The 19,301-nt window shown below is 62.9% G+C and carries 12 protein-coding genes; 7 read left to right on the top strand and 5 right to left on the bottom strand.

Annotated elements, in window-relative coordinates; translation table 11 throughout:
- Window positions 1-30: 30 nt before the first annotated feature.
- Together LNV08_RS13995 and LNV08_RS13990 are read right to left on the bottom strand one after the other, a co-directional pair.
- Window positions 31-774 (bottom strand): substrate-binding periplasmic protein, encoded by a 744-nt coding sequence (locus LNV08_RS13995; RefSeq protein WP_263534334.1) that lies wholly within the window; start codon window positions 772-774, stop codon window positions 31-33.
- On the bottom strand, window positions 771-4,781 hold the full coding sequence (locus LNV08_RS13990; protein ID WP_263534333.1) for a response regulator: 4,011 nt from the start codon (window positions 4,779-4,781) through the stop codon (window positions 771-773). Before LNV08_RS13990 ends, LNV08_RS13995 begins: the two co-directional genes overlap by 4 nt.
- Before the next feature lie 214 nt (window positions 4,782-4,995).
- Here LNV08_RS13990 and LNV08_RS13985 point away from each other — a divergent pair, with 214 nt between their 5' ends.
- The 6 genes from LNV08_RS13985 to LNV08_RS13960 all read left to right on the top strand — a co-directional run bounded on the left by LNV08_RS13985 (window position 4,996) and on the right by LNV08_RS13960 (window position 11,320).
- Entirely contained in the window at window positions 4,996-7,032 is a 2,037-nt protein-coding gene (locus tag LNV08_RS13985) for a M13 family metallopeptidase (protein WP_263534332.1), read from the top strand.
- Between the two features lie 72 nt (window positions 7,033-7,104).
- Window positions 7,105-8,184 (top strand): sensor histidine kinase, encoded by a 1,080-nt coding sequence (locus LNV08_RS13980; RefSeq protein ID WP_263534331.1) that lies wholly within the window; start codon window positions 7,105-7,107, stop codon window positions 8,182-8,184.
- A complete protein-coding gene (locus LNV08_RS13975) occupies window positions 8,184-8,948 on the top strand; it encodes a LytR/AlgR family response regulator transcription factor (protein WP_263534330.1) in 765 nt (254 codons plus the stop codon). The genes LNV08_RS13980 and LNV08_RS13975 overlap by 1 nt, the downstream gene beginning before the upstream one ends.
- Before the next feature lie 21 nt (window positions 8,949-8,969).
- Window positions 8,970-9,458 (top strand): DinB family protein, encoded by a 489-nt coding sequence (locus tag LNV08_RS13970; protein WP_263534329.1) that lies wholly within the window; start codon window positions 8,970-8,972, stop codon window positions 9,456-9,458.
- Complete coding sequence (locus tag LNV08_RS13965; protein WP_263534328.1) at window positions 9,455-10,294, top strand: CPBP family intramembrane glutamic endopeptidase; 840 nt, start codon at window positions 9,455-9,457, stop codon at window positions 10,292-10,294. Before LNV08_RS13970 ends, LNV08_RS13965 begins: the two co-directional genes overlap by 4 nt.
- Window positions 10,295-10,408: 114 nt before the next feature.
- A complete protein-coding gene (locus LNV08_RS13960) occupies window positions 10,409-11,320 on the top strand; it encodes a diguanylate cyclase (protein ID WP_263534327.1) in 912 nt (303 codons plus the stop codon).
- A 74-nt stretch (window positions 11,321-11,394) separates the two neighbouring features.
- Here the strand turns inward: LNV08_RS13960 and LNV08_RS13955 are convergent, their stop codons facing one another.
- From LNV08_RS13955 to LNV08_RS13945, 3 genes are all read right to left on the bottom strand, one after another.
- On the bottom strand, window positions 11,395-13,263 hold the full coding sequence (locus LNV08_RS13955; RefSeq protein ID WP_263534326.1) for a DUF885 domain-containing protein: 1,869 nt from the start codon (window positions 13,261-13,263) through the stop codon (window positions 11,395-11,397).
- A gap of 139 nt (window positions 13,264-13,402) precedes the next feature.
- Window positions 13,403-14,425: a stealth family protein gene (locus LNV08_RS13950; protein ID WP_263534325.1), complete on the bottom strand. Its 1,023-nt coding sequence runs from the start codon at window positions 14,423-14,425 to the stop codon at window positions 13,403-13,405.
- Window positions 14,426-14,505: 80 nt separating this feature from the next.
- Entirely contained in the window at window positions 14,506-15,084 is a 579-nt protein-coding gene (locus LNV08_RS13945) for a YSC84-related protein (protein WP_263534324.1), read from the bottom strand.
- Between the two features lie 314 nt (window positions 15,085-15,398).
- Between LNV08_RS13945 and LNV08_RS13940 the strand changes: the two genes are divergently transcribed.
- A complete protein-coding gene (locus LNV08_RS13940; RefSeq protein WP_263534323.1) occupies window positions 15,399-19,232 on the top strand; it encodes an AsmA-like C-terminal region-containing protein in 3,834 nt (1,277 codons plus the stop codon).
- Window positions 19,233-19,301: the final 69 nt, after the last annotated feature.

The following is a 19,301-nucleotide window of genomic DNA, read 5'->3' as shown; positions in this document are numbered from 1 at the left end:
CCTGTTCTGGCGGCCTATTCTCGCGGCATTTCAGCGCGCAACATCGAGCCCGCCGGCGCTGAGGATCTTGCGGTAGCTGCCGTCCGCCTTCATGCTGTCCAGCCCCTTGTTGAAGCCTTTCAACAAGGCTCCGCCGCCTTCATAGCTTTTGGCGAAACCCAGCAAATGATCCTTGACCTCCAGCGCGGGAGATTTCCATTCCACCGCCGCACCCAAGTCTGGATCGCTTGCGAGCAGATGCTGGCCCAGCGCCCGGTTGCCATAGGCCAGATCGACCCGTTCGCGAACGAGCTTGCGCATGCTGCTGAGCAGGTCATTGCCGAGATCAAAGCGCAGGTTCTTGTTGTCGAGCAAGGGCGGTAAATAGGTGGCGCGCTGTATGCCGATCAGCAGCCCTGCCAGAACTCTAGGATCGTTGAAATCAAGCGCCACCCCGCGCCGGCCGAAAAAACCCAGCTCCATTTGAATGATGGGCTTGGAGTAGTCGAACACCTGATCGCGCGCCGCGTTGCGCCAGATGCCAAACAAAGCACAGCGGCCGCCTTCGGCCTCCTTGAGCGCCCGCGCCCAGGGCATGAACTGCGCATCGATACGGCGACCCGCGCGCTTGAAGGCCTCGGTCGCCAACTCGATCAAGGGACCTTGCTTGGGCAATTGTTCGCTATTGAAAGGTGGAAACTCGGTCAGGCAAAGTATCACCGGCGCCGAATCTTGCGCCCGAGCGGTAGCGCAAGTCAGCATCGCAAAGCTCAGCAACAAAGCAGGCAACCTCATTGCAAGATGCCTTTCACCTCGCTGATCAAGTCGCGGCAAGGCAGGATCGCCGCCTCAAACTCAAGCCGCCCGAGAGCCTCGTCCAAGCCCTGCAGGCGCCCGCCCAAGACAGCGCCGTAACGGCTTTGCAAGACTGACATCACTTGCAAGGCGTCCATATCCGAATCTTGCAGACGCAGCAAGAGCTCGCTCAGCGCCTGGGTCAAATCCTGCAGCTCTGCCACTGGCAACTCGCCCAAGGCGGGCAAGGCCGCTGAATCGGCAAGCGCCAGCGGCGCGGCCGCATTAGCTTCGTCTTGCATCACTCGCAGCAACTCGGTCAAGCCGGGCATGGCGGCGACCATGGCAACACAGCAGCGCTCGACGCTCGCCAGCAGCAAGGCCTCAGCGACCGAGCCCTCGGCCCCCTGATCGGCCAGAGCCTCTGTCAGGGCCCGCTCCGCCTGGCTGGCCTGCTCCGCCAACTGGACGGCGCCTAAGGTTGCTGCCACACCCTTGAGCGTATGGATCAGGCGCAGCGCAGACCTGGCATCGGCCTGCGCCAGATGCTCGCGCAACTGCGATTGCATGGCGCCCAGGTCGGCCGTGAAGTTGCGCAACATGCGTGCATACACAGTCGGCTTGCCGCCCATGCGCTGCAGTGCGGCGGACAGGTCCACGCCCGCGCCGGCCGCCGCCCGACTCCATGCCGCCGTCAACTCGCCTCCCTGCTGAGGGGCCAGCCTGCGCGCCCCGTCCAAACTTGCCAGCCCACCATGCTGGCGCAAGACCCGCACCAGCTCATCCAGATCAAAAGGCTTGCCCACATGGTCGTTCATGCCGGCCGCCAGGCATGCCTCGCGGTCCGAACTCATTGCATTGGCGGTCATCGCCACGATGGGCAAAGCCCTCAGCCCCAAGACTTCGCGCAGATGGTGGGTCGCGGCATAACCATCCATCACCGGCATCTGCAGATCCATCAAGACCACATCAAAAGCATGAGGCGCGGCCGCTAAAGCGCTGACCGCCTGCTGACCGTCACCGGCGATTTGCACACTGGCGCCCTCGCCGCGCAGCAACTCGCTGGCGACCTGCTGATTGTTGAGGTTATCTTCCACCAGCAGCAGGCGCACGCCGAGCAATCTTTGCTGCTCGGCATGGGGCATGGCCGCTTCGCGTTTGGCCAGCAACAGGCTTGGATGCAGGCCAGCGTCGGCCACGGCATCAAAAAGCATTGAAGCGGTGACAGGTTTGACCAGATAACCGTCCAGCATGGCCTGATCCGCTTCGCTGCGCTGCGCCAGTTGCTCGCGCCCCAGCGCCGTCACCATGACGATCACCGGAGCCGGCCCGGCCAGCCCCTGCGCGCGGATGCGGCCGATGGTTTGCCAGCCATCCAGCCCAGGCATTTGCCAGTCGACAAACAAGGCCTGATAAGGACCTGCAGCGGTATGGGCATGGGCTTGCAGGCAAGCAATGGCCTGCTCGCCGCTCTCGGCCAGGTCCACCATCCAGCCCTGCGACTCGCACATCCGGGCCAGCACCTCACGCGCGATCGCGTTGTCATCGACGATCAGTGCGCGCCTTTGCGCAGCGGGTGGGTCGGTTTTTTCGCCCAGCGCTGTTGCGGCCACCGCAGTATCAGCAAGCGCCAGCGTGAGGCTGAATTCAAAGCGGCTGCCGCGCCCTTCCTCGCTTTGCAGCGTCAGCTCGCCGCCCATCAGCGCGACCAGTCTTTGGCTGATCGCCAGCCCCAGCCCGGTGCCGCCAAAACGCCGTGTGGTCGACGCCTCGGCCTGCGTAAAGCCGCTGAAGATGCGCGCTTGGTTTTGCGGCGCAATGCCAATGCCGGTATCGCTGACGGCGAAGTGCAGGCTCACCGAGTCTTGATTGCGTTGCAAGACCTTGATGGCCAGCACCACCTCGCCCTGCTCGGTGAACTTGATGGAATTGCCGGTCAGATTGATCAGCACTTGCTGAAGGCGCATCGCATCGGCCACCAACTCGCGCGGCAAGGCCGGGTCGATATCAAACACCAACTCCAACTTCTTGGCGCCCACATTGGCCGACAAAATTACCGACAAATCGCGCAGCAAATGGTCGACGCGCATAGTCTGCGGGTCCAAGGTCATCTTGCCGGCCTCGACCTTGGAGAAGTCCAAGATCTCATTGAGCAGGCCCAGCAAGGAACGCGCCGCGCCCTCGGTCTTGGCGGCGTAGTCGGCCTGGCGCTCGCTCATTTTGGTTTTGCGCAGCAGCGTCAACATGCCCAAGATGGCATTCATAGGCGTGCGAATTTCGTGACTCATATTGGCCAGAAATTCGCTCTTGGCCTTGCTGGCGCCTTCGGCCACCAGCTTGGCCTCGCGCAACTCGGCCTCGATGCGGTGATGCTCGGAAGTGTCCCAGTTGACGCCCACCATGCGCAAAGCCCGGCCCGCCTCATCGCGCTTGATCAGCGCCGTGCCGCGAATATGGTGCACCGAGCCATCCGACCAAATAACGCGGAACTCCGTTGCAAAGGGGCGGCGCCCTTCGATCGCGTCCTGAAGGTTGTGTTCGGCAACAGCTTTATCGTCTGGATGCAAATGCCGCGCCCACAAATCGTAAGGCCCCAGCTCATCACTGGGCATCTGGCCGTAGAGCCGGTACATCCAAGCATCCCACTTCAGGCTGCCCTGCACGAGGTCGTAGTCCCAAATACCGATACCGCCACTGTCGGTGGCCAATTGCATCAAGGTATGGGCCTCTTTCAAGGCCAGCCTCTCCTTGACGCGTTCGGTGACATCTTGAAACGCCCCCACCAAACGTCGCGCCTGGCCATCCTCGAACTCGACCGAACCGACGGCGTGAACCCAGATCTTGCGGCCGTCACGCAACTGCTGCTCTAGCTCAAGATCCCAACCCTCACCGGTAGCCAACGCGTGCTGCACCGCTTGCTGGACAACGGGTCTGGCCTCTGGGGTGTAGAAGTCCAGCGCCTCCTCAAGACTGGGCCTATGACCGGGCTCCAGGCCGTGAATGCGGCAGGTTTCATCCGACCAAAACAAGCTGTTCGTTGCCAAGTCAATTTCCCAGCCGCCCACGCCTGCCATGCGGCCGGTCCGATCCAGAAAGGCCCGGCTTGTTCGCAGTGCGTCTTGCTGCTGTCGAGCCTCGGTGATGTCTTCGACCATGCCTACATAGGCGAGCGGCTGGCCTGCTTCATTGCGTCGCAGCTTCGCTTTCGCGTGCAGCTGCCGCACACGGCCGTCGGCCCGCCGAATGCGGAATTCGGCGTCCATGTCCTCTTGCTGGGCCAAGGCATCGCGCCACATTGTTGTAATCACCTTGCGTTCGTCCGCGTCAACCATTTGCGTCCAGTCCAGGGCTTGGCGATGCTGCAGGCCAAAAATATCCAGCAGCTTGCTGTTGCCGTAACTGAAGTTCCCCTGGACATCCAGCTCAAACACGCCGATAGGTACGCTCTCGCTGAGCAGGCGAAAACGCGCTTCGCTGTCTGCCATTTCACGCGATATCTGCTTGACCGCCCGCAGCGCTCGCCGCCCTTCCAAAGCCTGGGCCGCAGCCACTGCCAACTCCGTCAGCACTTGGCGCTGGGCCTCGGTCAGCCGCTTTGGCTGGCGATCGATCACACACAGAGTGCCGATGCGCGAGCCGTCACTGAGCCTTACCGGCGCGCCGGCATAAAAACGGATGTCCGGCTGGCTGATGACCAATGGGTTGTCGGCAAAGCGAGGGTCCTGCGTGGCGTCAGCCACCTCGAACAACTCATCGCCCAACACCGCATGCGCACAAAAAGCCAAATCGCGCGGCGTCTCGTGCACGCCCGGCAGGCCAATATTCGCCTTGAACCACTGCCGCTCCACATCGATCAAGCTGATCAGCGAGATCGGCACACCGCAGACGATGGAAGCGGCCCTGACCAGCGCATCAAATTCGGCCTCGGGGCCGGTATCCAGCACCTCCAGCGCACGCAGTGCAGCCAGACTTTGGGCTTCGTCATCACGGAGCGGGGCAGATTGCATAGAGCTGGAGTCTCACGCTGGACAAGTTGCTCAACTATGCCTGAATTTGGCGGCTGGCAGTGGCCGTGATGCACCGAGGCGCCACTCATCCCCGCCCATTGCCGCTCGGCACCTTTTCCCCCAAAACAAGCGGCTACTCGAGACACTGGCGACGCCGGGCCTGCTGATACGCCCTGACTGCCCACCAGACACTTCAACACGAAAGCCCTCCCCCATGAAAGCCCGCCAACTCCTCAAACTCAGCAGCGTCGCTTTGCTCCTTCAACTGGCCGGCTACGCCGCGCCGGCTGGCGCCACCCAAGCTCAATCCGGGCTGGACCTGCCCGGCTTCGATCAAGCCGTGCGCGCGCAAGACGATCTCTATCGCCATAGCAGCGGCACCTGGCTGCGAGACAAGGCGATTGCGGCCGACAAGGCCGAGCTGCACGGCACCGATATGCCGGCCGTGGTGGACCAGCGCATCCGCAGCATCTTGCAAGAACTCGCCAGCAAGCCCCAGCCCAAGGCCAGCAGCGCCAAGAAGATCGGCGACTATTACGCCGCCTATCTGGACAACGCCGCCATCGACAAGGCGGGCCTGGCACCCATCAAACCGCTGCTGGCCGAGATCGCCGCCATCAAGACCCCGCAGCAACTCGCTGCCTGGGCCGGCCGCGCCCAAGGGCAGATCGAAACGCCGATCTGGCTTTGGGGCGGCTTTGCCGACTTCATGAACCCGGGCCTGAACCGCGTGATGGCCTGGCAAGGCGGCTTGGGTCTGCCCGACCGCGACTACTACCTGAAGCTGGACGATGCTCAATTCGCTAAAGCTCGGGCAGCCTATCTGACTTATCTGACCCGCTTGGCCGAACTCGCCGGGCTTCCCAAGCCGGCCGAGCTGGCCCAGCGCGTGCTGAGCCTGGAGACTCGCCTGGCCCAAGCGCACACCCCCTTGAGCGAGGCACGCAACCCGGCCAAGATGTACAACCCGCTAACGGCCGAGGAGCTGATGGGCAAAGCCCCCGGCTTCGACTGGCAGGCTTTTCTGGCCGCCGCCAAGATCTCAGCAGAGGACAAGGTCACTGTCACCCAGCTGGACACGGCCATCGCCACCGCCCGGCTCTTCGCCGAGTTGCCGCTGGCCGACTGGCAGGCCTACTTCACACTGCGCAGCCTGGACGCTAGCGCGCAGGTCTTGCCGCAGGGCTTTAGGGCGGCGCATTTTGCTTTCCACGGCAAGGCCGTCACGGGCGCACAAGCCGACCGCCCACGGGCTAAGCGCGCCTTGGAGCAGTTGAGCGAGGCGCTGAACGAAGCCTTGGCCCAGCAATATGTGGCCCGCCATTTCCCGGCTGCGCACAAGCAGAAGGTCGAGCTCATTTTCAACAATGTGCTGGCCGCCTACCAGCAGCTGATGGCGGCCAATAGCTGGATGGAGCCCGCCACCAAGGCAGCCGCGCTGGACAAGCTGTCCAAGTACAAGGCCAAGATCGGTCACCCGGACCAATGGCGCGACTACAGCGCCTTGGAGTTGCGCACCGGTGACGCCTTCGGCAACCAGCAGCGCGCCAAGCGCTTTGCTTGGGAGCACAAGGCCGCGGCGGCCGGCAAGCCCATGGACCGCAAGGCCTGGGCGATGTCGCCGTTGGAGGTCAATGCCTTCTATGACCCGATGGGCAATGAGATCAATCTGACGGCCGGCATTTTGCAAGCGCCGCTGTTCGAGATGCAAGCCGATGACGCAGCCAATTACGGCGGCATCGGCGCGCAAATCGGCCATGAAATCAGCCATGGCTTCGACAATATGGGCGCCCAATTCGACGGCGACGGCGTGATGCGGCCCTGGTGGACCGAGGCCGACCGCAAGGCTTTCGAGGCGCTCGGCGCCAAGCTGGTGGCGCAGTTCAATGCGCTGGAGGCTCTGCCGGGCAAGCATGTCAATGGCGAGCTGACCCTGCCGGAGAATATGGCCGATCTGATCGGCCTTCAAATCGCGTTCAAGGCCTACCAAGCCAGCCTGGGCGGCCGGCCGGCGCCGGTGATTGACGGCTACAGCGGCGAGCAGCGCTTCTTCTTGAGCTTCGCGCAAAGCTGGCGTGTCAAACGCCGCGATGAGCGCACGCTGCAGCTGCTGAGCTCTGACCCGCATGCGCCGAACGAATTCCGCGCCAATGGGCCGGCGCAGAATGTCGACGGTTTCCACGAAGCCTTCGGCACCCACGCCGGCGACAAAATGTTCAAGCCCGCCGCCGAGCGCGTGCGCCTGTGGTGAGCGAGCAATGAGCACGACAATCCGCGCGCAGCCCCCTCTATTCACCTAGCCAGCAAAGCAGCGAAAAAAGCGATGAAGTTCTTCCCCCGCGAGCGGCGGTTCTGGCTCTATCACGGCGCGGCCATGGGCTTTATCGCGGCGGTGACGCTGCTCAGCATCCTCTTGTTTGGTCGGCTGGACGCCAACAATCTGGCCAACACCCTGGCCTGGACGGCGCCCTACACGCTGGCGGTGCTGGGCTTTCGCTGGCTCTATTTGCGGCGCGGCTGGGCTGGGCTAGCAATGGGGCGCCTGATCCCTGTCGTCATCGGCTACAGCAGCCTGAGCGGTGTGGCCGTGATGGCGGCAGTGGCGGCCATGGTGATACCTTTCTTTTGGACCCAGATCAACGGCGGGCGGGCGGATTTCGACGCCCCGAGCTTTCTGCTGCGCAACATCCTCAGCAATGGTCTGCAGGCCCAGCTCTTCATCAGCGCCTGGGCCTTTGTCTACATCAGCGCCGCCGCCGCACAGCGCGCCCGCGAGGGTGAAGTGCAAAATCTTCAGCTGCAGATGAGCTTGAAAGCCGCGCAAATGAGCAGTTTGACCAACCAGCTCAAACCGCATTTTCTGTTCAACGCGCTGAACAATATCCGCTTCATGATCCATGAAGACGGTGAGCGCGCCGACGCGATGATCGTGGCCTTGTCCGAGCTGCTGCGCTACTCGCTGGAGAGCAGCCAGCAAAGCAAGACCCGTTTGAACCAGGAGTTAGCCATCATCGAGGCCTATGTCTCCATCATGCGCACCCAAATGGAGGACAGGCTGGACTTCAGGATCAACGCAGCGCCCGCGCTGATGAGCTGCCTCTTGCCGCCCATGGTCTTGCAGCTCTTGGTCGAGAACGCGATCAAACATGGCCTCGACCACTTGCCCCAAGGCGGCACACTCAGCGTTGAAGTGATCGACGTCGGCGACAAGCTGCGGCTGCTGGTCAGCAACGACTCGCCACTCAATGCCGCCACCACACCGGCCGGGCAAGGACTCGGCCTGGGTCTGCCCAATTTCAAGCGGCGCCTGCATTTGCTCTACGGCGAGCGTGCGGCGCTAGGCATCAAATCGACTCCCGGCCATTTCCAGGTCGAACTCAGCCTGCCCAAGGAATTCAGCTGATGAGCAAAACCAAACAAAGAGCCTTGGTGATCGAGGATTCGCGGCTGGCTCGCGAAGGCCTGGTGCGCATGTTGGGTGCCTTTACCGAACAGATCGAGGTCTTGGGGCAGGCCGATAACGCCGAAAACGCGCGCGTCCTGATCGAAGAGCTGCGGCCCGACCTTCTTTTCCTTGACATCCACATGCCCGGCGACAGCGGTTTCGAGTTGCTGGAAAAGCTAGCCTACACGCCGCGCATCGTGTTCACGACCGCCTTCTCCGAGCACGCGATCCGCTCCTTTGACTTCAACACGGTCGACTACCTGCTCAAACCGATCAGCCCGCTGCGGCTGGCGCAAGCAGTGGCCAAGCTGAGCGCCGAGCCGGAGTTGGCTCAGACCGGGCCCGAGGCCGAAACCGAACCCAAACCGGTGCTGGACCTCAACAGCAAGATTTTCATCAAGGACGGTGACCATTGTCACTTGCTCGCCCTGCCTTCGATTCTCTACATTGAGAGCTGCAAGAACTATGTGCGGGTGTTTTTCACCCAGCCCGCAGGCGAGACCAAAAGCGCCTATGTTAAAAAGTCATTGAACCAGATTGAGGAACGCCTGCCGACGCAGCTTTTTTTCCGCGCCAGCCGGCAGCATCTGGTCAATCTGCAAGCCATCAAAGGCATCGCGGAGTCGATTCGCGAGGGCTTTGAGATCACCATGATCGACGGCAAGCGCCTGGAGGTCTCGCGCCGCAATGCGGCCGAGCTGAAGGAGCTGCTGAGTTTTTGAACCGCCAAGCCACACACCCTCATGTCCATCAAACCGCTGCTGCTCAAACTGATCGCCTTCAAGACCTGGGCCAATCAGGATCTGTTTCCACTGGTCATCAGCCTGCATGAAACCAGCCAAGCGCAAGAGCGGCATAACGCCACCCGCGTGCTGAACCATATCTATGTGGTGGACAAGATTTTCCACGGCAATCTGCAAGGTCTGGCGCATGGTTATACCGGCCTGAACACAGCGGAGACACCGGCGTTGGTCGATCTGTTCGAAGCCCAGCAGACGGCCGACCAGTGGCTGGAGACTTATGTGCGCGGACTCGGCGACGCAGAGCTGGCCGAAGAAGTGGCCTTCACTTTCGTCGACGGCAAGGCCGGTCGCATGACGCGTGCCGAGATGCTGATGCACCTGATCACGCATGGCGGCTATCACCGCGGTGCCGTCGGCCGGATCTTGTTCCAGGCCGGTGTGCAGCCGCCACCCGAGACTTTGACGACATTCATGCACCGCGCCTTGTGAACAGATCGGGCGCCAAACAGCAGCTGCCGCTGCTGCCGCTGCTGTTTGGCGCCCTCGCCATTGGCGCCGGCCTGCTTGGCCGCATGGTGTTTGACCAGGGGCAGGTGATAGCCCCGAGCGGCACGACAGGCATGCTTTTGTGGATACTGTCGCCGGCCCTGTTGGGCTTTGTGTTCAGACGGCGGGACGCCGCGACCCGCCGTCCGGCCCAGGGGGGCTACTTCGCTTGGCACGAGCGCAGCGCCAGGGCCGCTGCGGTGGCTGCACTTGCTGCGGTTTTGGCGGTCGGTCTGGTGATCGCCATCGGCTTAGCCTGGGGCAGCCTGGTGCTGCGTCCGAAGCCGCTGGCCATGGCGCAGTTGCTGCCGAGCGCGCTCGGCATCGCCTTGTTTGCCTTTCTGGAAGAGTCGGGTTGGCGCGGCTATTTGTTGCCCAGCCTGCTGGCGCGAACCTCGTACTTGCGCGTGCTGCTGCTCGGCGCCTTGATCTGGTTTGCCTGGCACCTGCCCTATCTGGACCTGCTGACGGCCGCCTACTCCAGCGAGTCGCTCTGGACGCTGGCGCCGCGCCTTCTGCTCGGTGTGCTGGCGATGCAATGGCTCTATATCGAGTTGTTTCTGCGCTGGCCATCGATCTGGCCGGCCTTTGCGCTACACGCGAGCATGAATATCAGCGCGCAGCTCGCCCTGGCCGGCGGCTTGGCGCTGTCCGGCCCGCAGGCCTGGCTGTTCTCGCCGAGTGCCGATGGTCTGCTCGTGATGGCTCTTTGTACCGCCATTGGCGGCGGGCTGTACCGAGCGCGAACGCGCAGCGCCAAAGTTGCGTGCCCGGTGTGATGTCTTGAGCCGCGTCGGCCGGACGTTGATTTCGTTCCTCACCTGAGCACTTGGCTGCCTGTTAGCATCTTCGACACTGCACCGACACCAGGACGCAACCATGTTGCGAGCTGAATGATCAACAGCTACGCGTTTTTGCTGACCACAATCAACAGCCTGTCCGAGCATATTGTTGTTATCGATCGCACAGGTTTGATTCGATTCGTCAATAGGGCCTGGACCCAATTCGGGCAGGAAAATTCCTGTCCGACGATGGACTGGACCGATGTGAACTATCTCGCTGTCTGCGACAGTTCCGCAGACTACGGTGAGGAATTCAGCAGCGCCGCCGCAAAAGGCATCAGGAATTTAATCGCAGCGGGGCAAGGCGTCTTCAATTTCGAATATCCCTGCAATAGCCCCGATGAAGTTCGCTGGTTCATGATGACGGTAAAACCGTTTGATTACCTGTCGGAAACCTATTTCCTCATTTCTCACCAAAACATCACAAAAAGAAAAGCAGCGGAAGAAGCGGTCATGGCGCTATCCCGACTCGATGGTCTGACCGGCATTTTCAATCGACGTTGGTTTAATGAGTTTCTAGCGGCGGAATGGAATCGATGCGCCAGGCTGCAAGTACCCATCAGCTTGGCCATGATAGATATAGATTTCTTCAAACTGCTCAATGACCATTATGGGCATCAAGCTGGGGATGATTGCCTTATACGTATCGCCGAAACCTTGTCTAGCCAAGGGAAGCGCCCGGGGGACATCTGCGCCCGCTACGGTGGCGAGGAGTTTGTCTATGTCTTCGGCAATACAAATATTGAGCAAGCCATGGTTGTCCTCGAACGACTCATGGCAGAAATCCGGCAGTTGCAGATTCCAAATGAAAAATCGACGGTTTTGCCGACCGTGACGGTCAGTATTGGTTTGGCCATGATGTACCCGCAGGAAACCAATACCCTCAAAGAATTGATCAATCTAGCCGACAAGCGGCTGTTCGCCGCAAAACTCAAGGGCCGCAACCAAATTGTCTCGACCTGAGGTGAGCTTACGCGGCGCCCGCTGAGAGCAATTGCGCTGGGCGGCAGCGGGCCACAAGCCTCGCCCTCGCCTGCCTATTTCTGAGCCTCAATCCAGCGTTCGACCTTGGCCTCAAGCACAGGCAGCGGCAGGCAGCCCTCGCCGATCACGGCGGCATGAAAGGCGGGCAAGCTGAACTTGGCTCCCAAGGCCTTGCTGGCTCGCTGGCGCAGCGCCGCGATCTTCATGGCGCCGATCTTGTAGCCCAGCGCCTGGCCCGGACTGGCCATATAGCGCTCGATCGCGCTGGTCGCCTCATCCAGGTCGTAGCCCAATGTCGACTGCAGGTATTGGATGGCCTGCTCGCGTGTCCAGCCCTGCGCATGCAGGCCGGTGTCCACCACCAAGCGCGCGGCGCGCAGCAGCTCCGAATTGAGATGGCCAAAATACTGCGCCGTATCCTCATACAAGCCCATTTCCTGACCCAGCGTTTCGGCGTAAAGCGCCCAGCCCTCCATGAAAGCGTTGTTGCCGCCGAACTTGCGGAAGTCCGGCAAGTTCAACTCCTGCTGCAGGGCGATCTGAAAGTGGTGGCCGGGGCGCCCCTCATGTAAAAACAGGCTGCTCATCTGGGTGCTGTCATAACGGCGAGGATCATTGACCACCGACCAGAACACGCCGGGCCGCTGGCCGTCGGCGCTGGGGCTGGTGTAGTGGTCTGACGCCGTCGCCCGGGTCAACTCGGGCTCAAGCCGAACCTCCAGGCCAGCCTTGGGCATCAGGCTGAACAGCGCCGGCAATTTGCCGTCCAGTTGGCGGTCGAGCCGGCGAAACCAGTCGTTGACTTCATCCGCGCTGTTGAAGGGACGAAAGCGGTCTTGCGCAGCAACCCATTGCGGCAAATCAGCCGCCGGCCCGCTATAGCCCAGCTTCGGCCCCAGCAACTCAAACTGCTGCTGTATGCGCGCCACTTCGGTCAGGCCGATGGCGTGAATCTGCGCCGGATCCAAAAGGCTGCCGGTGGCGCTTGCGACGGCTGCCCTGTACCATTTTTCGCCATTCGGCAGCGCGCCCAAGCCGGCGCTGCTGCGGCTTGCCGGCAGATAGTCGGTTTGCAAAAACTGCGCCAAACGGGCCAAGGCCGGGTTGAGATGTGTGTCGATTTCGCGCCGGTAGGCAGCGCCAAGACGGCGCCGCTCGGCCGCCGAAAAGCCCGCCGTCGCACCTGCTTCCAGGCGCTTGATCGGGCTGTAGAAAACGCTCGCCTCGGCCGTGCTGCTGACAATCTGTTGATGCTGCGGCAGAGCCGCGACCACCAAGGCCTTGGGCGGCACGATGCCGGTCTGTATGCCCTCACGCATATTGGCAATGGCCTGATCTATCCAGGGCGTCAATTGCCTGAGTCGATTCAGATAAGCCCAGTATTGCTTAGGCGTTGAGAGCGCTTGAGGACCGTCACCGCTGGAGTAATTGGCCAGTTGCACCGGCACGCTGTCCTCTTGATCGATAGGCAATAGATGGGTCGGGAAAGGCTCGAAAGACAGAGCCTCGGCCAGTTCGTAGTCGAGAATTTCGTAGTTGATGCGGTCTGCCTGCCCAAGCTGCGCCGGCTTGATCTGCTGCAGGCGCGCGGCAAATTGGCGGTACAGCGCGTATTGCTTGGCCTGCAGATGCGGTGCAATGCTGAGGCCGAGTTGGTCGTCGAATCGCTGATCTCCGCTCGCACTTGCCCCCAGCGGCTCGTACCGGCTCCTGGCGAGGTAGTAGTCGGAAAGCAGCTGCTGCAAGCGTTTGGCCTCTTGCTTGCTGACGCTTGCCGCCGGCGGCCTTGCGGAGCCGCCAGGGGCGGCGCCGATACTGGTACCGCTGGCAGCGCTGGCAGCGCTGGCGCCAAGCGGTGCCAGCGCCAGCAGCAAGACCAGCGCACCTAAAGCCAAGGCAGCCACGCTATTTCTATTCTTCATATAAAGGCAAGCAAGATCGACGAAAGATAGCTGCGACGGCGCTCCAGACCGGGTGTCCACGGTCACTCTGAAGTACGCCGGCAGGGGAGCATCTGAGACACCGAGAATACCGCTTGGGCAGCGGGGTATCCAGGCCCATTCAAGCAGCAGCTGCCCCGGTCGAGCGCTCAAAGCTCGACGGCACCGCGAACATCTGCTGCAAGGCGGCGCGCACGCGCAACAAGCGGGGGTCGTCGGCGGACGCGTCGTCGGTGGTGTCGTTGAGGCAGAAAAAGTCCAGCTCGCCCTCGGCCGCAATCAGGGCCTGTAGCGCGGACTGCGCCTCGGTGTCCTCGTGCGCGGCGCCGGTGGCCAAGAACAGATGGCGATAACTGCGCAGCTTGGCGCAGCCGCGGCTGAGCGACCAGCGCATCACGAAGTCCGACACAATCGTCGGCTTGTTCCAGACCCTGAAAACCGTCGAGCGAACCGTTCCGAACAGCTCCGGGGCCAGCTCCTCCAGCTCAAACAAGACCGAGCGCAGCATCGGCCGCGGGGCATGGGCAAAGGTGCGAAAGATCGGCAGATAGCTCGCCACGGGCTGCTGTGGGCTGGCACTCAGCCATTGATGCGAGAGCCGGCAGGCATTGTCCAGCGCGGTCGCGTCGGCCCGCATCGGCTCATCACTGACCGGCGCTTCGTCAGACCAGGCTGTGTAGATGCCGCCTGGCCAAAACCAATCCTCCAGGCGCAGCGGCGCGCCCAAAAAGACATCGTCGTTCAAATAGAGAAAACGCTCCGACAGCCCCGGGATCCGGTGGATATAGGACTCGATATGCCCGGAGTCAAAGGTCGGCAAGGCGCCGGCCGGCATCAGCGCGCTGTGGTCGATGACGGTCAGGCGCTCGGACTCGATCAACCAGGCCGGCCGCTGCCCATCGGTGACCAAATAGACATGGCCATGTGCAGGGAAGTAACGCTCTAATGCGCGCAAGCTGTAGCGCAGCTCATCGTTGTCACGAAAGCGCCCTTCGACATTGCCATAAACAGCCATGGCGTCGCGGTGCCCCGCACACAGGCGCGCTGCCGCCCGGCGACGTTTGCGTCGCCAAGCGGGGTCGCTACCGTCTACCCAGAGGTAAACAATATCAACAGGCTCGGTTGCGCTCACCAATGTCGGCATTCATGCCATCAAGGGTAGCAAGAGCGACAGGGGCGCGAGCGCGCCGAGTTACCGAGCCTTTGCCAGATTTGCGCCGGCAATTAATTGAAAGTCAGGGGCGAAATCTTGCTGCCGTTCAGGCTCAGATTGCCCATCAAGCCGCCATTGGTCAGCGCGAAACCAATGATGGGCTGCTGCGCCGTTTGGGTCGAGACATTGACGCCCGCGCCCACATTGACGAAGGTGATGGAACCATCGACGCCGGCCGTCCAGCCCCTGCTGGCTTCAAAGCTATTCAGGGCTTCTTGCGTCATGAACAAGATGAACACGCCTTGCGACTGCGCGCCGGCCAGCAAGCCTACCGAGGCCTCGGTCATGCGGAAGTGAGCGGTGCTCTTGCCGCCCTTGCGCAGCGCGCCCGTGCCGCTGGCGCCGCCGACGATAAAGCCTGCCGACACGAAATTAGGGAACACCAGCACGCCCTTGGCGGAAGCCACCAATTCCTTGGCGTTGGAATTTTCCTGGAACAGACGGGCCAAAGAACTCTCAACCGCCGAGTCGATCGCAGCGCGCTGGGCGGCCGGGTCACCCGAGGCACCGCCGGTGGTGCTGCAAGCCGTGCTCAACAAGGCAACAGCTGCCAAAGATGCGCCGGTAACGAGGAAGTTTCTCTTGTTCATGGATGTAGTCTTTCTAATGTTCGGACTTCGGAGTGAACCCACACCAAAGGGTGTGCGCTGGGGCAGGCGTTTGTGCCCGCCCCTCTGGACTTGGCCATTGCGGAGTACGCAGACCGAGTCGATCTAGTGTACGCAACTTGCACTGCGATTCAAGCGTTAGCAGGCCGAGCGGCCATTGGCCTGGGCCTTTTTGCCACAGTGCCTGTCATTTATGATTCATCAATGACTGTCATCAATCGGCGCGCCAAGTCTTTGCCGCATATCTCAAGGCCACGGATCTGCCGCGCCCGCGCCAAAGTATTGGAGCTTGGGGTTTGAGCTTGAGCTGGCGCCGTTGGGCATGGCTGGCTGTGGGCTTGATCGCCCTGCCAGCGGCCCCGCTCGTCGCCGCCTTCATGCTGGAGTTGGCGATCGATATATCGCCCTGGCGCCAGTCGGCGCAGCGCCATGCGACCGAAGCCCTGGGCCGCCCGGTGCTGACGCAAGGGCCGCTGGTCTTGAAGCTCAGGCGCAGCCTCGGTATCGAGCTGCAGCTCGGTCGGCTGCGGATTCAAAACCCGGCCGGTTTTAGCCAGGCCGACCTGTTGGTGCTGGACGACGCGAGTGCCGAACTGGACTTGACGGAGGCCCTGCGCGGGCGCGTGCCGCTCAAGCGCGTGGAGGTCGGCAGCGCCGCCCTGCTGCTCGAACGCAAGGCCGATGGTCACGGCAACTGGGCGGCCGGCCAATCCCCCGCCACGAACGCTGCGCCCGCAGACCTCGACCTCGCGCCCTTCAAGCTGCACCGGCTGAACCTTCGTTATCAAGACCTCGCCAAAGCCCATCAATATGAGCTGGCGCTGCAGGAGCTGAGTGGCAGCGCCCGGGCCGGCGAGGATGTGCAGCTGTCTATGCTTTGGCTGCCGGCCGCGAAGAGCTCAGCCGCAGCTAAGCCGCCGCTGAGCCTCTCGATAACAGGCTCTCCCCTGACAGGGCTGTTGACGGGCCAGGGGCCTTGGCCCTTCCAACTGGCTGCCAATTTCGACGGCGCCAGCCTGCGCGCCGAAGGCCAGGCCCAGCTACAAAGTAGCCCCAAGATCAGCTTGACCGCGCTGAGCGCAAAGCTGGGCGACACCGAGTTGGCGGGGCGGCTGACGCTTGCGCTCGACGCCACACGCCCCCGACTCAGTGGAGATTTGAAGTTCGCGACGCTGGATCTGCAGCCCTGGTTGCCAGCGCGGGAGTCCGAGCCGCCCGCCGCAGGGCCACAGCCCTTTGCCCTGCGCAGCCTGGTGCCGGCCGGCGTGGATCTGCAACTGGATCTGAGCGTGGACCGCTGGCTCGGGCTGCCGGTGGAGTTGGGTGATAGCGCCTTTGCCTTGCGCAGCGAGGGGCAGACGGCAAGCCTGAAGTTCAATGCGAAGGCTGCCGGTCTGCCCTTTGACGGCCAGCTCGACCTGGACACCCGCCCTGCAAGCCCAAGGCTGACGCTGCAGTTGGGGGCCGCAGACCTGGCGCTCGAGCCATTGCTGCAGCAACTGGACAGCAAGAGCGACGCTGCGCACCCAGTCCATGGCCAGCTCGGGCGGCTGGACCTGCGCCTCAGTGGCAGCGGCGAAACGCTGGACGATTTGCTGCCCCGGCTCGAGTTTTCGCTTGCTGCGGCAGGGGCGCGCTTGAACATCCCCAGGCCCGGCGGCAGCGACGGCAACAAGGCCGCAGCGCCGCTCGCCATCACGCTCGATCGCCTGAGCATGGCTGCCCGCGCAGGTGGGCGCCTGAGCGGGCAGGCACGCGGCAGCTTGCTCGGCCAAAGCGCGCTGCTGTCTGTGCGCGCAGGCTCGCTGGAGCAGCTGTGGCGCGAGCTCGCCGCACCGCTTGAGCTCGACCTCAAGCTCAAACCCTCGCAGATGAGCTTGCGCCTGCGAGGCCAGTTCAAGCCGAGTGCTTGGCGCGACACCGCCTTGAGCTTCGCCTTCAAGGCGCCCAGCTCCGGCGACCTGGCGCCTTATTTGAGCCTTGCACCGACGTCCAGGCTTGCGGTCGACTTCAAGGGGCAGCTGCAGCTCAGCGATGCGGCGCTGCAGCTGAGTCATGCCCAACTGAAGCTTGGCCGCAGCGAGTTGCTGCTGGACGCCTACCTCAGCCGCGTCGCAAGCGCTGCAGACGGCCACGGCCAGATCAGCCGCGCCACGCTGCACAGCCCCTTGGTCGATATGGCCGAGCTCTCGACCCTGCGCGCCGTGCCCAGGCAACAGCCCACACCCCGCTCCTTGGAGCCCTTGCTCGCATCTATGCTCAGCTGGCCCGATGCCGACCTGGACTTAAGCCTGCAGCGCGTCGTGCTGGAGCGCCCCGATCTGGCCGAGCTCAAAGACCTGCACCTGCAAGCCCGGCTGCGCGATGGGCGCTTGGCTCCGTCGGCGCTAGGCGCGAGGATCGCCGGCCAGACGCTGCAAGGCCAGCTCGCCATGGACCCGCGCGCCGAGCCCTTCAGCGCCAAGCTCGAACTCTCCAGCAAGGCCATTGACATCGGCGCCCTGCTGCGCGGGCTGGGTGCGGCCGACGCCCTCGATGGCAGGGCCGACGCTCTGCAAGTCAACTTGAGCGGCCAGGGCAATAGCGTTCGCGAGTTCTTCGGCCAGGCTGCCCTGGAGGCCCATATCAGCGGCGGCAGCGTCAGGGTGATCGGCGCGGGCCGGCGGCCCGTGACCGACATCGCCATCGACCAGGCATTCATCCATGCGGCGGCCGGTCAGCCGCTGTGGGTGGAGCTGAACGGCAGCGTCGACCAAACTCCGCTCAAGCTAGGTCTGCGCGTCGGTACGCTGGCGGGCTTTACCCAAGTCGATGAGCGCCTGCCCTTCTGGCTTGAGGCGCAAGGCGCCGGCACGCTGCTGCAGCTCGAAGGTCGGGTGGCCTTGCCCTTGGGACGCGAAGGCGACCTGACCTTCGAAATCAGCGGTGACAGGCTCGACAGCTTGAACGCGCTCCTGCGGGTCAAGCTGCCGCACTGGGGGCCCTGGCGGCTGCGCGGGCCGGTGCGCATGAACGCCGATGGCTACGAATTGGAGCAGCTGCGCCTGCGCGTCGGCGACAGTCAGCTCGGCGGCAGCGGCAATATCGACCTGAGCGGGCCAAGGCCGCGCCTGGATGCCCGCCTATCCGGGCGCAGCGTTCAGTTGGCCGACTTCCCGACCCCTGAGCTCAGCGATGAGGCAGAGCAGGCGGCGCAGGCAAAGGCTGAGGGGAACGGCAGCGCCATGTTCAGCCTGCGCAACAGAATCAGCAGCGTGGCCAGCCGCGCCGAGGGCTTGTTGAGCGCGGGTTTCTTGCGCCGCTTCGACGCCAATGTCGATGTCGTCGCCCGCGAGGTCTTCTCCGGCGAGGACCGGCTGGCCGACGGAGAGTTACACCTGAAGCTCAAGGACGGTCGCCTGCGCCTGGACCCTGCCTTCGTCAATCTGCCAGGCGGCGGCATGCGGATGACGGCCACGTTTGACCCAACCGGCGAGCAAATCGAGTTCAAGGCGCAAACCGTGATCGAGCGCTTTGACTACGGCATCATTGCCCGCCGCATGGGCCGCGAGGGCAATGTGCAAGGCCTATTCAGCATGAATCTGGACCTGGCCGGCAAAGCGCCCACCCTGGACACCGTGCTGCGCGCGGCCGATGGCAAGATCGATGTGGCTGTCTGGCCCAGCAATCTGCGTGCCGATGTCTTCAACCTCTGGTCGGTCAATCTGGTTTTGAACCTCATACCGCTGTTTGATCCGGGCGGACAGCCGCAGGTGAATTGCGTGGTGGCGCGCTTCGACCTCAAGGACGGCAAGCTGACCGAAGACAACCTGACCATAGACACCACCCGGGTGCGCGTGCATGGCAAGGGCTTTGCCGACTTGGCGACCGATGAGTTGTCTTTTGTGTTCCGCCCACGCGCCAAAGGCTTCGCCCTGTTTCGCCTGCAAACCCCCTTGCGCGTCAGCGGCACCCTGAACAACCAGCGCATCGGCATCCACCGGGGCGACCTGATCGGCTCGACCATACGCTCCGTTCTCTCGCCCGTCTGGCTGCCCATAGAGCGGCTGATGCGGGGACCGAATCCGCCCGACGGTGCAGACATTTGCACCGACCCCTTGCGCGCCAGTGGCGGCAATATGCCGCGCTGATCTCGCCTATGATCGGCGCCGTCTTTGCCGGAGCGAAGACGCTTCATCACCCATCACCGCCTGCGCTGC

Origin of the sequence: Paucibacter sp. TC2R-5, from assembly GCF_025717605.1 — a bacterium.
GTDB lineage: Bacteria > Pseudomonadota > Gammaproteobacteria > Burkholderiales > Burkholderiaceae_C > Paucibacter_A > Paucibacter_A albus.
The sequence above is the reverse complement of the archived record's forward strand: the minus strand, read 5'-3'. Positions and strand labels throughout refer to the sequence as shown.

Excerpts from the sequence above, each read along its gene's own strand:
- LNV08_RS13995 (WP_263534334.1), bottom strand. The coding sequence starts at position 774 with ATGAGGTTGCCTGCTTTGTTGCTGAGCTTTGCGATGCTGACTTGCGCT.
- LNV08_RS13990 (WP_263534333.1), bottom strand. The coding sequence starts at position 4,781 with ATGCAATCTGCCCCGCTCCGTGATGACGAAGCCCAAAGTCTGGCTGCA.
- LNV08_RS13985 (WP_263534332.1), top strand. The coding sequence starts at position 4,996 with ATGAAAGCCCGCCAACTCCTCAAACTCAGCAGCGTCGCTTTGCTCCTT.
- LNV08_RS13980 (WP_263534331.1), top strand. The coding sequence starts at position 7,105 with ATGAAGTTCTTCCCCCGCGAGCGGCGGTTCTGGCTCTATCACGGCGCG.
- LNV08_RS13975 (WP_263534330.1), top strand. The coding sequence starts at position 8,184 with ATGAGCAAAACCAAACAAAGAGCCTTGGTGATCGAGGATTCGCGGCTG.
- LNV08_RS13970 (WP_263534329.1), top strand. The coding sequence starts at position 8,970 with ATGTCCATCAAACCGCTGCTGCTCAAACTGATCGCCTTCAAGACCTGG.
- LNV08_RS13960 (WP_263534327.1), top strand. The coding sequence starts at position 10,409 with ATGATCAACAGCTACGCGTTTTTGCTGACCACAATCAACAGCCTGTCC.
- LNV08_RS13955 (WP_263534326.1), bottom strand. The coding sequence starts at position 13,263 with ATGAAGAATAGAAATAGCGTGGCTGCCTTGGCTTTAGGTGCGCTGGTC.
- LNV08_RS13950 (WP_263534325.1), bottom strand. The coding sequence starts at position 14,425 with ATGCCGACATTGGTGAGCGCAACCGAGCCTGTTGATATTGTTTACCTC.
- LNV08_RS13945 (WP_263534324.1), bottom strand. The coding sequence starts at position 15,084 with ATGAACAAGAGAAACTTCCTCGTTACCGGCGCATCTTTGGCAGCTGTT.